The sequence below is a fragment of the Rhizobium sp. FG96 genome (genome assembly GCF_057808655.1).
The window spans coordinates 39844-54948 of the sequence record NZ_JBMDIL010000009.1 but is presented as its reverse complement, the minus strand read 5'-3'; the positions used below and the strand labels follow the sequence as shown (position 1 = coordinate 54948).

At 62.8% G+C, this 15105-nt stretch carries 12 protein-coding genes; 9 read left to right on the top strand and 3 right to left on the bottom strand.

All coding sequences use genetic code 11. The annotated features are described in order from the left end of the window. Positions 1 to 92 precede the first annotated feature (92 nt). On the bottom strand, positions 93 to 917 hold the full coding sequence (locus ACODR6_RS18780; RefSeq protein ID WP_203430898.1) for a bifunctional allantoicase/(S)-ureidoglycine aminohydrolase: 825 nt from the start codon (positions 915 to 917) through the stop codon (positions 93 to 95). 341 nt (positions 918 to 1258) lie between these two features. Between ACODR6_RS18780 and ACODR6_RS18775 the strand changes: the two genes are divergently transcribed. The 5 genes from ACODR6_RS18775 (at position 1259) to xdhC (ending at position 7845) form a co-directional block, all read left to right on the top strand. Continuing rightward, positions 1259 to 2548 carry an NCS2 family permease gene (locus ACODR6_RS18775; RefSeq protein WP_130281086.1) on the top strand — a complete coding sequence of 430 codons (1290 nt, stop codon included), beginning with the start codon at positions 1259 to 1261 and terminating at the stop codon, positions 2546 to 2548. A gap of 203 nt (positions 2549 to 2751) precedes the next feature. Then, a complete protein-coding gene (gene uraH, locus ACODR6_RS18770) occupies positions 2752 to 3117 on the top strand; it encodes a hydroxyisourate hydrolase (protein WP_199625214.1) in 366 nt (121 codons plus the stop codon). Between the two features lie 2 nt (positions 3118 to 3119). After that, positions 3120 to 4604 carry a xanthine dehydrogenase small subunit gene (gene xdhA / locus ACODR6_RS18765; RefSeq protein ID WP_489023563.1) on the top strand — a complete coding sequence of 495 codons (1485 nt, stop codon included), beginning with the start codon at positions 3120 to 3122 and terminating at the stop codon, positions 4602 to 4604. Positions 4605 to 4607: 3 nt separating this feature from the next. After that, positions 4608 to 6962, top strand: a complete 2355-nt coding sequence (xdhB, locus tag ACODR6_RS18760; protein WP_489023561.1) for a xanthine dehydrogenase molybdopterin binding subunit — start codon at positions 4608 to 4610, stop codon at positions 6960 to 6962. Positions 6963 to 6966: 4 nt separating this feature from the next. Next, positions 6967 to 7845, top strand: coding sequence for a xanthine dehydrogenase accessory protein XdhC (xdhC, locus tag ACODR6_RS18755; RefSeq protein ID WP_203430894.1), 879 nt, complete (start codon positions 6967 to 6969; stop codon positions 7843 to 7845). On the opposite strand, the gene ACODR6_RS18750 is transcribed toward xdhC, so the two are convergent. Next, positions 7788 to 8729 (bottom strand): LysR family transcriptional regulator, encoded by a 942-nt coding sequence (locus ACODR6_RS18750; RefSeq protein WP_489023559.1) that lies wholly within the window; start codon positions 8727 to 8729, stop codon positions 7788 to 7790. The two genes, xdhC and ACODR6_RS18750, sit on opposite strands and share 58 nt — an antisense overlap. 136 nt (positions 8730 to 8865) lie before the next feature. Here ACODR6_RS18750 and ACODR6_RS18745 point away from each other — a divergent pair, with 136 nt between their 5' ends. Then, positions 8866 to 10107: a urate hydroxylase PuuD gene (locus ACODR6_RS18745; RefSeq protein WP_489023557.1), complete on the top strand. Its 1242-nt coding sequence runs from the start codon at positions 8866 to 8868 to the stop codon at positions 10105 to 10107. Then, complete coding sequence (gene guaD / locus ACODR6_RS18740) at positions 10104 to 11438, top strand: guanine deaminase (protein ID WP_489023555.1); 1335 nt, start codon at positions 10104 to 10106, stop codon at positions 11436 to 11438. Before ACODR6_RS18745 ends, guaD begins: the two co-directional genes overlap by 4 nt. Positions 11439 to 11496: 58 nt before the next feature. Here the strand turns inward: guaD and bhcR are convergent, their stop codons facing one another. Further along, entirely contained in the window at positions 11497 to 12324 is an 828-nt protein-coding gene (bhcR, locus tag ACODR6_RS18735) for an HTH-type transcriptional regulator BhcR (RefSeq protein ID WP_489023553.1), read from the bottom strand. Positions 12325 to 12490: 166 nt separating this feature from the next. On the opposite strand from bhcR, the gene gcl reads away from it, so the two are divergent. Together gcl and hyi are read left to right on the top strand one after the other, a co-directional pair. Continuing rightward, positions 12491 to 14275: a glyoxylate carboligase gene (gcl, locus tag ACODR6_RS18730; RefSeq protein ID WP_489023551.1), complete on the top strand. Its 1785-nt coding sequence runs from the start codon at positions 12491 to 12493 to the stop codon at positions 14273 to 14275. A gap of 12 nt (positions 14276 to 14287) precedes the next feature. Further along, entirely contained in the window at positions 14288 to 15103 is an 816-nt protein-coding gene (hyi, locus tag ACODR6_RS18725; protein WP_489023549.1) for a hydroxypyruvate isomerase, read from the top strand. Positions 15104 to 15105 lie beyond the last annotated feature (2 nt).

The window sequence follows — 15105 nt, the reverse complement described above, 5'->3', positions numbered from 1 at the left end:
ATTCGTTCGGCGCGGGTTGGTCGATCCCACCTAGCTTATAGATGATGGTTTAATAAGTTTTAACAGCCGGGCAACGATCTGCTGGTTGATTGTTACCGCCCGAGCTTCATGTGCCGGTTCACATCCTTGTAGAGGAGGTAGCGGAACTTACCGGGTCCGCCGGCATAGCAGGCCTGCGGGCAGAAGGCGCGCAGCCACATGAAGTCTCCGGCTTCGACCTCCACCCAGTCCTGATTGAGCCGGTAGACCGCCTTGCCTTCAAGCACATAAAGGCCGTGCTCCATGACATGGGTCTCCATGAAGGGAATGATCGCACCCGGCTCGAATGTGACGATCGTCACGTGCATGTCGTGGCGCAGATCGAGCGGATCGACGAAACGCGTGGTCGCCCACCGTCCCTCGGTGCCCGCCATCGGCGAGGGCGCGATATCCTGTTCGTTGGTGAAGATGGGTTCGGGAATGCTGAGACCTTCCACCTTCTCATAGGTTTTGCGGATCCAGTGGAAGCGTGCGGTTTCCTCGCCACGGTTTCGCAGCCGCCAGCCGCAGGAGGGCGGCAGGAAGGCATATCCGCCGGGACGGAGCACATGAGTTGCTCCCGCAAGCTCTACGCTGATCTCCCCCTCGACGACGAACAGCACGCCTTCGGCCATCGGATCGGCCTCTGGCTGGTCGCTGCCGCCTCCGGGGGCGACTTCCATGATATATTGCGAGAAAGTTTCAGCGAAGCCGGAAAGCGGGCGCGCAATCACCCAAAGGCGCGTCTTCTCCCAGAAGGGCAGGTAACTGGTGACGATATCCATCATGACGCCCTTGGGGATGACTGCGTAGGCTTCCGTGAAGACGGCGCGGCCGGACAGGAGCTCTGTCTGGGCAGGGTTGCCGCCACGCGGCGAGAAGTAGGTAGGGTTGGTCACTTTGCACTCCGCGAACTATTGTGCATATATCGATGGGTGCCCGACGATATCGGGGCAGAAACGGGCCGAGCAGCGTTGCAGACGGCCGTTTCAGGCGGTCTGGCCGGCCGCTCTGCGACCTTGAAGAGCAGAATAAAGCGCGCCGAAACAGTTGCTAAAATTTGAAAGTCTTTTGCATTTTTTCGGGGAAATCCTGATCTAGCGCCGCGCTTTCAGGCAAAGCACAATCCCTCTCAGCAGGAAAATTCCGGATTTCGGGTTTCTTGCGCCTGTATCCGGAGGAGATGCAGGCGGCCCCATGACATAGGGCAGCGCCGGGAGCGCTCGCCTCGGGAGGAATTATGTTCGAACGGCTTTTCAAATTGCAGGAGCACGGTACGACCGTGCGCACCGAACTCATCGCGGGCGTCACGACGTTCCTGACGATGTCCTATATCATCTTCGTCAACCCCGATATCCTGTCGAGCACCGGCATGGATCGCGATGCGATCTTCGTTGCCACCTGTCTGGCAGCTGCACTCGGCTCGATCGTCATGGCGCTGGTCGCCAACTGGCCGATCGGTATGGCGCCGGGCATGGGGCTCAACGCCTTCTTCGCCTTCACCGTGGTCGCCGCCCTCGGCTTTACCTGGCAGCAGGCGCTCGGCGCCGTCTTCATCTCGGGCATGATCTTCGTGCTCCTCACCGTCACAGGCGTGCGGCGTTGGCTGATCGATGGCATTCCGCATTCGCTGAGAAGCGCGATCGCCGCCGGTATCGGTCTGTTTCTGGCGATCATTGCGCTGAAGAGCGCCAATATCGTTGTCGATAATCCGGCGACACTCGTTGGCCTCGGCAATCTGCGCGAAACCGGCCCGCTACTGGCGATCTTCGGCTTCTTCGTGATTGCCGTGCTCGATGCGCTGAAGGTGCGCGGCGCAATCCTGATCGGCATTCTCGCCGTCACTGTCCTCTCCTGGATCTTCGGCGTCAGCGAGTTCAAGGGCATCGTCTCGATGCCGCCGTCGATGCTGCCGACATTCATGCAGCTCGATATCGTCGGTGCACTGCATGGTGGCCTGGTGCACGTCATCCTCGTCTTCGTACTCGTAGAGGTGTTCGATGCCACCGGCACGCTGATCGGCGTTGCCAAGCGCGCGAAGCTGATCGAAGAGGGCAGGCCGAACCGCCTGAGCCGGGCGCTGCTCGCCGATAGTGCCGCGATCGTCGCAGGCTCGCTGATGGGCACCAGCAGCACGACTGCCTATGTCGAAAGCGCCTCCGGCGTGCAGGCTGGCGGCCGCACCGGCCTGACGGCATTGGCCATCGCCGTGTTGTTCCTGGCAGCGCTCTTCATCTCGCCGCTCGCCGCTTCGGTGCCGAGCTACGCCACGGCCCCGGCTCTGCTCTATGTCGCCGGCCTGATGATGCGCGAGCTCACCGAGATCGACTGGGACGACCTGACGGAAGCGGCACCGGCAGCCCTGACGGCGCTTGCCATGCCCTTCACCTACTCGATCGCCAATGGTCTCGCTTTCGGCTTCATCAGCTACGTCGTGCTGAAGGTCGGCACCGGCCGCTGGTCGGTCCTGCATCCGGCGACGCAGATCGTCGCGGCGCTCTTCGTGGTGCGCTTCGCCTTCTTCGCTTAGCCGCGAAAGCCGCATGGAACCTGGCCGTTCGAGGGGACGGCCCGGCTTTTTGCGTTCCGGTTTCCCCGATGGCGGCTTTGTAAAGCCCAATCCTGCCCGCCATTCCCCCTCTAAAACTTGAAAGTCTCGAAGGATCTCGCTGCTTTTCAGGGGAATGGCCCTGTCCGATATTGGAGACAGGAGTGCTACGCTCGGGAGAAATCATGCAGTCTCATGCAACAGGAGCCGGCCGGCTCACGACCCATGTTCTGGATACGGTGCGCGGAAAGCCCGCCGACAGGCTGCGCATCGACCTCTACCGCATCGAGGACGAAACGGCGCATCGGTTGAAGTCGGTCAACACCAACGACGATGGGCGCTGCGATCAGCCGCTGCTGTCGGCGGAGGCGATGCGGGCCGGGACCTATGAGCTGAGGTTCCACGCCGGCGATTATTTCCGCGGCACGGATGGAACGGCCGAATTCCTCGACATCATCCCGATCCGCTTTGCCATCGCCGACGAACGCGCCCACTACCATGTGCCGCTGCTCGTCTCGCCCTTCAGCTATTCCACCTACCGCGGGAGCTAGTGATGACCGCTGTCACCATCCGTCAAGAGCTGCGCTTCATTCTTAATGGGCAGGACATTGCCCTCTCCGATGTCGCGCCGGACCAGACGCTGCTCGACTGGCTGCGCCTGTCGCGTTCGCTGAAGGGCACCAAAGAGGGCTGTGCCGAGGGCGATTGCGGCGCATGCACCGTGCTCGTCGGGCGGCTGACGCCCGCGGGCGGGCTTGTCTATGAGAGCGTCAATGCCTGCATCCGCTTCCTCGGATCGCTGGATGGCTGCCATGTGGTGACGGTCGAGCATCTCTCCGGCCGTGACGGACGGCTGCATCCGGTGCAGCAGGCGATGGTGGACTATCACGGCTCGCAATGCGGCTTCTGCACGCCGGGCTTCGTCATGTCGCTCTACGGGCTCTGGATGCAGACGCCGGAGCCATCCGACCGGCAGATCGAGATCGCCCTTCAGGGCAATCTCTGTCGCTGCACCGGCTACGAACCGATCCTGCGTGCCGCGCGCGCCATCTCCAGCTATGGCGGGACTGCCAGGGATCCACTGCTCGTCGAGCGCGCAACGATGATCGACCGCCTGCAGGCGCTGCGGGACGGTGCGCGCGTCGAAATCGAGAATGGCGGCGGAAAGCTGATCGTCCCTGCCGATCTCGACGACTTCGCCACGATTTTCGAAGCGTCTCCTGCTGCTACTGCCGTCGCCGGTTCCACCGATGTCGGCCTCTGGGTCACCAAGCATATGCGCCGGATCTCTCCGGTCATCTTCATTGCCGGGCTTCAGGAACTGAAGGCGGTCGCGGTGAAGGATGGCGTCATCTCGATAGGCGCCGGGGTCACCTATTCCGAGGCGATCGAGACGCTGTTGCAGCACATTCCGGCGCTCGGTGAACTGGTGAACCGCATCGGCGGCCAGCAGGTGCGCAACATGGGAACGATCGGCGGGAACATCGCCAACGGCTCGCCGATCGGCGACACGCCGCCGCCGCTGATCGCGCTGGGTGCGACGCTGACTTTGCGCAAGGGCGCTGAGCGCCGCACGATCTTGCTGCAGGATTTCTTCATCGCCTACGGCAAGCAGGATCGCCAGCCCGGTGAATTCGTCGAAGCGGTGCATGTGCCGGTGCCTGCGGCCGATGAGGCATTCGCGGTCTACAAAGTGACGAAGCGGCGTGACGAGGATATCACGGCGACGCTCGCGGCCTTCTCTCTCAAGCTTTCGAACGATGGCACGGTCGCGGGCATCCGGATCGCCTATGGCGGCATGGCCGCGACGCCGAAACGAGCCTTTGCCGTAGAGGAGGCGCTGCTCGGGCAGCCCTGGACAGAGGCCACCGTCGAACGCGCGATGGAACGCTATGCGGAGGATTATGCGCCGCTGAGCGACATGCGCGCCACCGCCGAATACCGGGCACTGGTCGCAAAAAACCTTCTTCTCAGATTCTACCTGGAAACGACATCGGGCGCCGAACTGGCGCAGGTGTCCAGATATGAGGCTGCGTGAGCCATGAACAAGCACACTGCCGACATCAAAGCCGAAACGATCACCGGCGGCGTCCATACCAGCCCGCGCCATGATTCCGCGCACAAGCACGTTGCCGGTACAGCGATCTACATCGACGACATCGCCGAACCCGCGGGCACGCTGCATGCCGGGCTCGGCCTGTCGAATGCTGCTCATGGCATCCTGAAGGAGGTCGATCTCTCGGCCGTCGCTGCCGCACCCGGCGTCGTCGCGGTGCTGACCCATGAGGATGTGCCGGGGGTCAACGACATCTCGCCGTCCTATATGAGCGACGATCCGGTACTTGCCGTTGGCAAGGTCGAGTTTCACGGCCAGCCGATCTTCTGTGTCATTGCCGAGACGCGCGAGCAGGCGCGCCGGGCAGCACGCCTGGCAAAGATCACCTATGAGGAGCTGCCGGCCGAGATCGACATATGGGACCTCGACGTATCAACCCATCGCCAGGTCGTCACACCGCTGACGCTGAAGCGCGGCGATGCTGCGGCCGGGCTCGAAAGCGCGCCGCGCCGCGTCAAGGGCCGCATGCGCCTTGGCGGGCAGGATCATTTCTATCTCGAGGGGCAGGTGTCGCTGGCGCTGTCCGGCGAGGATGACGAGATCATCGTCTATTGCTCGACACAGGGGCCGAGCGAAACCCAGCACATGGTTGCCCATGCGCTCGGCGTGCCGAGCAACGCCGTGACGATCGAGGTGCGCCGCATGGGCGGCGGCTTCGGCGGCAAGGAAACGCAGGCCAACCAGTGTGCGGCGCTCGCCGCGATCGCGGCGAAGAAGCTCGGCCGTCCGGTCAAGCTCCGCCTCGACCGCGACGAGGACATGACCGCGACGGGAAAGCGGCACGACTTCGCGATCGACTACGATGTCGGCTTCGACGACGAAGGCCGGATCCTGGCGATTGACTATACTTTCGCGCTGCGTGCCGGTTTCTCCGCCGATCTCTCTGGCCCGGTCGGCGACCGCGCGCTGTTCCACTGCGACAACGCCTATTTCTTCCCGGCGGTTCATGCGAAATCCGCGCCGCTCTATACGAATACGGTCTCCAACACCGCCTTCCGCGGCTTCGGCGGACCGCAGGGCATGGTCGGCGCCGAGCGCGTCATCGATGAGGTGGCCTTTGCCGTCGGCAAGGATCCGCTCGACATCCGCAAGCTGAATTTCTACGACGCCATGGGTGTCGAGGGTGAGCGCAATCTCACGCCCTATCACCAGAAGGTCGAGGATTGCATCATCCAGCGGATCGTCGCTGAACTTGAGGAGAGCGCCGACTATGCCGGCCGCCGCCAGGCGATCCAGGAGTTCAATGCCCGGAACCGCGTGGTCAAGCGCGGCATCGCGCTGACGCCCGTCAAGTTCGGTATCTCCTTCACCAAGACGGAATCGAACCAGGCCGGTGCACTGGTGCACGTCTATACCGATGGTTCCGTGCATATGAACCATGGCGGCACGGAGATGGGGCAGGGGCTTCATCTGAAGGTCGCACAGGTCGTGGCCGAGGAGTTCCAAATCGATCTCGACCGGGTGAAGATCACCGCGACAACGACGGCCAAGGTGCCGAACACGTCGCCGACCGCTGCTTCCTCCGGTGCCGACCTGAACGGCATGGCGGCGCAGAATGCGGCACGGCAGATCAAGGACCGGCTGATTGCGTTCGCCGCCGAAACCTACCAAGTGCCAGCCGAACAGGTGATCTTCCTGCCGAACCGGGTGCGCATTGGTGCGAACGAGATCGCCTTCAACGATCTGGTCAAGAAGGCCTATATGGCCCGCGTCCAGCTCTCCGCCGCAGGCTTCTACAAGACCCCGAAAATCCATTGGGACCGCGCCAAGGGCCGCGGCCATGCCTTCTATTACTATGCCTATGGCGCTGCCTGCTCGGAAGTGTCGATCGATACGCTGACCGGCGAATATGTCGTCGAGCGCACCGATATCCTCCACGATACCGGCCGCTCGCTGAACCCGATCATCGATATCGGCCAGATCGAGGGCGGTTTTGTTCAGGGCATGGGCTGGCTGACGACCGAGGAACTGTGGTGGGACGGCAAGGGGCGGCTTCGCACTCACGCGCCATCGACCTACAAGATTCCGCTCGCCTCCGACCGGCCGAAGATTTTCAACGTCGCGCTGACGGACTGGTCGCAGGCCTACGAGCCGACCGTCCATCGCTCGAAGGCCGTCGGCGAACCGCCCCTTCCGCTTGGCCTTTCCGTGCTGCATGCTCTCTCGGACGCGGTTGCGAGCGTTGCGGATCACAGGATCTGCCCGCGCCTCGACGCGCCGGCAACGCCCGAACGGGTGCTGATGGCGATCGAGCGGCTCAAAGCGGCGAACAGGGAGTGAGCGCATGCCTGCCGCGCGTGAAGACATCCGGGATTTCCTGCGCCGCGAACCGGCTTCGATCCTGATCGAGGTCGTTGGGGCCGCGGGTTCGACGCCGCGCGATACCGACGCGTGGATGCTGGTCTCAGAGCGGGCGATCTTCTCGACGATCGGCGGCGGCCAGCTTGAGCACATGGCGATCGACCAGGCGCGCCGGGCGCTGCGGCTGCAGACCGCCGCAGGCACGATGAATGTGCCGCTCGGCCCGGAGATAGGCCAGTGCTGCGGCGGCCGGGTCAACCTTGCGCTGACGGCGGTCGATGCCCGCCTCGCGCGTGATCTCGTTGCGCGCAGCGACCGGGAGATTGCTGCGCGCCCGCACGTCTATGTGTTCGGAGCGGGCCATGTCGGCGATGCGCTGGCTATGGCGCTATCGCTCGCGCCCCTGCGCGTCATTCTCGTCGACACCCGCGAAGATGAGCTGGCGGCCTCCTCCGTGCCGCGGATCGAGACCTGCCTGACGGCGATACCGGAGGCGGTCGTCCATGACGCCCCGGCCGGCAGCAGTTTCGTGATCCTGACCCATGATCATGCGCTGGATTTCCTGATCACCGCCGAAGCGCTCAGCCGCCCGGATGCCGCCTATGTCGGCATGATCGGCTCATCGACCAAGCGGGCGACCTTCCGCAGCTGGCTGTCGCGCGAGGTTGGTCATCCCGAACTGTTCGACAAGCTCGTCTGCCCGATCGGCGGAACCGTCGTTAAGGACAAGCGCCCGGCCGTCATCGCCACACTGGCGGCGGCGGAGATCATGACGGCGGCGCTGAACTGGTCGGCGAAACGCGATCAGTCGGCTTCGGCAACGGCGGGTTCGTCGTCCAGGAGCTTGCCGATCAGCCGCTGACAGCGGTCGGCCATGAAGTCGATCATCAGCCGCACCTTCGGATCCTGGAAGCGCTTGTGCGGATAGAGAGCGGCAAGCTGCACGGAGGCGGGCGGACTGTCCTTCAGGATCTCCACCAGCTTACCTTCTCTCAGATAGGCCTTCACCTCGAAGAGCGGCTTGTTGATGATGCCGCGTCCCTCGAGCGCCCATTGCGTAAGCACGTCGCCATCATCGCTGTCATAAGGGCCGCCGACTTCGAACTTGCGCAGGCCTTCGGCCGTCAGGAGCGTCCAGAAATATTCCTTCGAGCCCGGATAGCGCAGCAGCAGACAGTCGTGTTTGTCCGAGATCAGCGCATCCGCATTCCCGGGCATGCCGCGGCGCTCGATATAGTCGGGCGACGCACAGAGCACGCGCTGGCAATTGAGGATGCCGCGCATGCGCAGGTTCGAATCCTCGAGCACGCCGAGTTTGAAGGCGACATCGACGCCTTCGGCGAGGATGTCGACATTATGGTCCGAGAGGCGCACCCGCACTTCGATATCGGGATATTTGTCGTGGAACTCGGGGATTCCCGAGGCAATCAGCCGGCGGCCGATACCGAGCGGCGCGGTAATGCGCAGCGACCCCTTCGGATTGCGGGACAGGTCGGCAATGGCGCCTTCTGCCTCGTTGACGGCTTCGATGATCTTCACCGCCCCGTCATAGAAGACGCGGCCATGCTCCGTCGGCGACAGCTTTCGTGTCGTCCGGTTGAAGAGCCGGACGCCGAGATGGCTTTCCAGCTCCTTGATGCGGTTGCTGGCGACAGCAGGCGTGACGCGCTGGTCGCGCCCCGCAGCGGAAAGCGTACCGAGTTCGATCACGCGAACGAAGACGCGGATGTTATCGAGATAGGACATAGCGCTTTCTACCACATCATTTCATGGGACAGCGGCCGCGATCTTATAGATTTTTTTGAAAGTGTTCGAGGATTTCACGGGATTTCCGGGGAAGTCGCGCGATGGCAGAACCGTTCCCGATAACTGGGAGGTCTCCATGTACGAATATGCCATCGCCTGGGATTGGGTGACTTTCGCCGTCCGCTGGCTGCATGTGATAACGGCAATCGCCTGGATCGGCTCTTCCTTCTATTTCGTGGCGCTCGATCTCGGCCTGAAGATGCGTCCCGACCTGCCGCCCGGCGCCTTCGGTGAGGAATGGCAGGTCCACGGCGGCGGCTTCTATCACATCCAGAAATACCTGGTGGCGCCGGCCAACATGCCCGACCATCTCGTGTGGTTCAAATGGGAGAGCTACGTCACCTGGCTTTCGGGCTTCGGCATGCTCTGTCTCGTCTATTATGCGGGTGCCGATCTCTACATGATCGATCCCGCCGTGCTCGACGTGTCCAAGCCGGTGGCTATTGCCATCTCGCTTGGAACGATCGCCGGCGGCTGGATCATCTACGACCTGATCTGCAAGTCGCCCTTCGGCAACGACAATACGCGGCTGATGGTGGCGCTCTATTTCATCCTGGTTTTCGTCGCCTGGGGCTACACCCATCTCTTCACCGGCCGTGCCGCCTTCCTGCATCTCGGTGCCTTCACCGCCACGATCATGTCGGCCAACGTCTTCTTCATCATCATCCCGAACCAGAAGATCGTCGTCGCCGACCTGCTGGCCGGGCGCACGCCGGATCCCAAATACGGCAAGATCGCCAAGCAGCGCTCGACGCATAACAACTATCTGACGCTGCCCGTCTTGTTCCTGATGCTGTCGAACCACTATCCGCTGGCCTTCGGCACCGAGTTCAACTGGATCATCGCCTCTCTGGTCTTCCTGATGGGCGTCACCATCCGCCATTACTTCAACACCCGTCACGCCGATGCCGGCAATCCGACATGGACCTGGATCGTCACCGTCATCATCTTCATCTGCATCATGTGGCTGTCGACGGTGCCGAAGATCCTGACCGGCGATGCGGCGGAGGCGAAGATTTCGGCAGCCCAGCAGCCCTTCGTCACCGCCGAGGCCTTTCCGAAGGTGCGCGATACGGTGCTCGGGCGCTGTTCGATGTGCCATGCGCAGGAGCCGGGGTGGGAGGGTATCATCAAGCCGCCGAAGGGCGTGACCCTGGAAACTGACCGCGACATCGCGGCCCATGCCCGCGAGATCTACCTGCAGGCGGGCTGCTCGCATGCCATGCCGCCCGCGAATGTCACTCAGATCACCGACGACGAACGGCGCCTGCTTGTGTCCTGGTACGAGAGCGCCATCAACGGAGAGAAGACCCAATGACCGATATCCTGATCCGCGGCCGCGTGCTGACTTTCATCTCCGAGCCGCAGGGCATCGATGACGATGCCTCCTATCGTTATTTCGAAGATGGTGCGGTTCTGGTGCACGGCGGCAAGATCGTCACTTCGGGCGTCTATGGCGATGTTAAGAAACTCGCCGCTGCCGATATCAAGGTCGAGGATCACCGCCCGAACCTGATCCTGCCCGGTTTCATCGACACCCATCTGCATTTCCCGCAGACGCAGGCGATCGCCTCCTATGGCGCGCAGCTGCTTGAATGGCTGAACACCTATATCTTCGTCGAGGAGCAGAAGTTTGCCCGCCCCGCGCATGCCGCCGAAGTGGCCGGCCGCTTCATGGACGAGCTGCTGTCGAACGGCACGACGACCGCCGTCGCCTATTGCTCGGTCCATCCCGAAAGCGTCGATGCCTATTTCTCCGCCGCCGAACAGCGCGGCATGGGCGTCATCGGCGGCAAGGTGATGATGGACCGCAATGCGCCCGAAGCGCTGCGCGACACGCCTGAGCGTGGATATCACGAGAGCAAGCGGCTGATCGAGAAATGGCATGGGCGCGGTCGCGCCCGCTACGCGATCAGCCCGCGCTTCGCCATCACCTCGACGCCGGAGCAGATGGAGATGAGCAAGGCGCTGGTTTCCGAGCATCCGGATTGCTATGTCCAGACTCATCTCTCCGAAAACCTCGACGAGATCGCCTTCGCCACCTCGCTCTATCCGGCCGCAAAGGACTATACGGATATCTATGCGCGCTACGGCCTGTTGAACGAGCGCACGCTGCTCGGCCATTGCATCCACATGAGCGACAGGGAAATCTCGGTTCTCGCAGAGACCGGTGCCGTCGGCGTCTTCTGCCCGACATCGAACCTCTTCCTCGGATCCGGCCTGTTCGACAGCGCCGGTTTCGACAAGCTCGGCGTCCGCTGGTCGGTCGCGACCGATGTCGGCGCCGGCACCAGCTTCTCGATGCTGGAGACGATGGACGAGGCCTATAAAGTGCTTCACCTGCAGGGCCAGCGGCTGACGCCGCTCAACTCCTTTTACCGGATGACGCGCGGCAATGCCGTGGCGCTTGGTCTCGAGCAGGAGATCGGTTCGCTGGAACCGGGTGTGATGGCCGACATCCTCATCCTCGATTCCCGCGCCAAGTCGGCGATGGAATACCGGATGCGGACAGCGCGGTCGCTGATCGAGGAACTCTTTATCCTGCAGACGATGGGCGACGACCGCTGCGTCGCCGAGGTCTATGTTGCCGGCAAGGCTATGAAGAAGGCCCGTCGCGCGACGGCCGACAGACAGCTCGAAACCGCCTGATCTCTCGATCAGAATCCTGTCGCCGGCCTTCACGAAGGCCGGCGCTTTGCGTTTCGGTTCAGGGCCGTTTCGTGCGCCCGCCCATCGCCTTGGTCAGGCCCTCGGCCACGCTCTGCACCAATGGGCCGATGGCCGCGATCTTCTCATCAGGCAGCCGCACGGCCGGTCCCGAGATGGATATTCCGGCAACGGCCTCGCCATATTCGTCGAAGATCGGCGCGGCGACGCAGCGCATGCCGAGCGTGTGTTCCTCATCGTCGATGGACCAGCCGCGGGCGCGGATTTCCGCGATGTCGCCAAGCAGCTTCGGCAGGCTGTCGCGCGTCTTACCGGTGAAATGCTGCAGCGGCCGGCCGGCCAGCAGCGTCTCGATCCGCTCGTCCGTCCATGTCGAAAGGATTGCCTTGCCGATGCCCGAGGCGTGGATCGGCCCGCGCCGTCCCGGCCGGAAGAAGGCGCGCATCGGCGCGTGGCTTTCCACCTGCGAGATAAAGACCACATCGCCATCATCCTCGATCGCGATATTGGCGGTCTCGCCGCATTCATCCATCAGCTGCTTGAGGAACGGACGGCTGATCGTGCCGAGCTTGCGGAAGCGGAGATAGGCCGTGCCGATCTCGAAAGCCTTGACGCCGATCGTCCAGGCACCGGTCTCGCCATCATGCGTGACCATGCCGTGCTGCGCGAGTGACGTCAGCAGCCGGTGTACGGTAGAGGGCGCCATGCCGGATTGCTCTGCAAGATCGGTGAGGACAGCGCCTTCAGCCTCTGCCACCAGTTCCAGAAGCTTAAGGCTTCGGTCGAGCACCTGGACCGAGGAGGGAGCCGCGTTCTCGGACGGCTTGCGTCCCGGCCTGCCTCGCCCCTTTTCCTGATGCTCCGCCATGCCGTCATCTCCTGTCCCTTAGTGGTCATGACATAGCCGGACGCGATCGATTGTTCCAGATTCATTGAAAATGTTTATTTCCACATGATGGTATTGATTTCCATTTTTGAATTGCGCCGGATGCAGGATGCGTTAGCCTCATTCTCCAGATACGGAGGATTACCCAATGGCAAGAATGCGAGCTGTCGACGCAGCGGTACTGGTTCTGGAGAAGGAAGGCGTCGATTGCGCCTTCGGTGTTCCGGGCGCTGCGATCAACCCATTCTATTCGGCGCTGAAGGCGCGCGGTTCTGTCCGCCACATCCTGGCGCGGCACGTCGAGGGCGCAAGCCATATGGCGGAGGGCTATACCCGCGCCAGCGCCGGCAATATCGGCGTCTGCATCGGTACCTCGGGTCCGGCAGGCACCGACATGATCACCGGCCTCTACTCGGCCTCGGCCGACTCGATCCCGATCCTCTGCATCACCGGCCAGGCGCCGCGCGCCCGCCTCGACAAGGAGGATTTCCAGGCGGTCGATATTTCCAAGATCGCTGCCCCCGTCACCAAATGGGCAGTCACGGTCATGGAGCCGGCGCTGGTTCCCTTCGTCTTCCAGAAGGCGTTTCATATCATGCGCTCCGGCCGCCCCGGGCCTGTTCTGATCGATCTGCCGGTTGACGTTCAGCTGGCCGAGATCGAGTTCGACATCGACACCTATGCCTCGCTCGGCGCCTACAAGCCACAGGCCACCCGCGCCCAGGCCGAGAAGGCCCTGACGATGCTGAACGAGGCCCACCGCCCGCTGATCGTCGCCGGTGGCGGCATCATCAATGCCGATGCCTCCGATCTGCTGATCGAATTCGCGGAGATTACCGGTGTCCCCGTCATCCCGACACTGATGGGCTGGGGCACGATCCCCGACGATCATCCGCTGATGGCCGGCATGTGCGGGCTGCAGACATCGCACCGCTACGGCAACGCCTCGCTGCTCGCCTCCGACTTCGTGCTCGGTATCGGCAACCGCTGGGCTAACCGCCATACCGGCAATGTCGCGACCTACACCAAGGATCGCACCTTCGTGCATGTCGATATCGAGCCGACGCAGATCGGCCGCGTCTTCGCTCCCGATTTCGGCATTGTTTCGGATGCCGGTGCGGCGCTGAAGCTGCTGCTCGATGTTGCCACCGAATGGAAGGCCGCCGGCAAGCTCGCCGACTGGTCGGCATGGGCTGACGAGTGCCGCGACCGCAAGCGCACGATGCTGCGCAAGACGCATTTCGACCAGACGCCGCTGAAGCCGCAGCGCGTCTACGAAGAGATGAACAAGGCCTTCGGCCGCGATACCTGCTACGTCTCGACGATCGGGCTCAGCCAGATCGCCGGCGCCCAGTTCCTGCATGTCTACAAGCCTCGCAACTGGATCAATTGCGGCCAGGCCGGACCGCTCGGCTGGACGCTTCCGGCAGCCCTTGGCGTGCGCGCCGCAGATCCTGACAGGCCGATCGTTGCGCTCTCCGGCGACTACGATTTCCAGTTCATGATCGAGGAACTCGCCGTCGGCGCGCAGCACAAGCTGCCCTATCTGCATGTGGTCGTGAACAATTCCTATCTGGGCCTTATCCGCCAGGCGCAGCGCGGCTTCAATATGGATTTCGAGGTCAGCCTGGCCTTCGAGAATATCAATGCCTCCGGCGCGGCCGAACCCGGTTACGGCGTCGATCATGTCGCTGTTGCCGAAGGCCTCGGCTGCAAGGCGCTCCGCGTCCGCAGTCCCAACGAATTCCAGGAGGCATTCGCGACCGCCAAGCGGCTGATGGATGAGCACCAGGTGCCCGTCGTCATCGAGTTCATCCTCGAGCGCGTCACCAATATTGCCATGGGCGTCGATATCGATGCAGTCATTGAGTTCGAGGACCTTGCCGAGCGCGGCGAGGACGCCCCGACCGCGACGCTGGCGCTGCTGGACTAGGAGGAGAATACCATGCCGAAATTTGCCGCCAATCTGACCATGCTCTTCAACGAGGTGCCCTTCATGGAGCGCTTCGCACTGGCCGCCAAGGCCGGCTTCGAGGGCGTCGAATACCTGTTCCCCTACGAGTTCGACAAAGCCGCACTGCGCGCTGCGCTCGATCTCCACGGCCTGACGCAGGTGCTGCACAATCTGCCGGCCGGCAACTGGGCGGGCGGCGAGCGTGGCATCGCCATTCTGCCTGACAGGATCGACGAGTTCCGCCGCGGCGTTGCCGAAGCCATCGAATATTCCACGACGCTCGGCTGCCCGCAGGTCAATTGCCTCTCCGGCATCGCGCCCGTCGGCCTGCCGCACGAGGTGCTGCGGACGACCTTCGTCGCCAACCTGAAATACGCCGCCGCAGAACTCGGCAAGCACGGGATCCGGCTGCTCATCGAGCCGATCAACCGCTTCGATATTCCAGGCTTCTATCTCAATACGCCGGATCAGGCTGCGTCGTTGATCGCCGAAGTCGGCAGCGACAACCTGTTCATCCAGTACGACCTCTATCATCAGCAGCGGACCCAGGGAGAACTGATCGGCACCTTCACCAAGCATCAGGCGAAGATCGCCCATATTCAGTTGGCCGATAATCCCGGCCGTCATGAGCCGGGCACCGGCGAGATCGCCTATCCCTTCGTTTTCGAACAACTCGACGCCCTCGGCTATGGCGGCTGGATCGGCTGCGAATACAAGCCGCGCACGACGACCGAGGCCGGGCTCGGCTGGTTCACCGCAGCCTCGCGAGCGCCAGCCAGCGCAGACATTCTCAAGATCAGGAGCTAACA

Coding starts and splice junctions, on each gene's coding strand:
- ACODR6_RS18775 (WP_130281086.1), top strand. CDS start 1,259: ATGTTCGAACGGCTTTTCAAATTGCAGGAGCACGGTACGACCGTGCGC.
- uraH (WP_199625214.1), top strand. CDS start 2,752: ATGCAGTCTCATGCAACAGGAGCCGGCCGGCTCACGACCCATGTTCTG.
- xdhA (WP_489023563.1), top strand. CDS start 3,120: ATGACCGCTGTCACCATCCGTCAAGAGCTGCGCTTCATTCTTAATGGG.
- xdhB (WP_489023561.1), top strand. CDS start 4,608: ATGAACAAGCACACTGCCGACATCAAAGCCGAAACGATCACCGGCGGC.
- xdhC (WP_203430894.1), top strand. CDS start 6,967: ATGCCTGCCGCGCGTGAAGACATCCGGGATTTCCTGCGCCGCGAACCG.
- ACODR6_RS18750 (WP_489023559.1), bottom strand. CDS start 8,729: ATGTCCTATCTCGATAACATCCGCGTCTTCGTTCGCGTGATCGAACTC.
- ACODR6_RS18745 (WP_489023557.1), top strand. CDS start 8,866: ATGTACGAATATGCCATCGCCTGGGATTGGGTGACTTTCGCCGTCCGC.
- guaD (WP_489023555.1), top strand. CDS start 10,104: ATGACCGATATCCTGATCCGCGGCCGCGTGCTGACTTTCATCTCCGAG.
- bhcR (WP_489023553.1), bottom strand. CDS start 12,324: ATGGCGGAGCATCAGGAAAAGGGGCGAGGCAGGCCGGGACGCAAGCCG.
- gcl (WP_489023551.1), top strand. CDS start 12,491: ATGGCAAGAATGCGAGCTGTCGACGCAGCGGTACTGGTTCTGGAGAAG.
- hyi (WP_489023549.1), top strand. CDS start 14,288: ATGCCGAAATTTGCCGCCAATCTGACCATGCTCTTCAACGAGGTGCCC.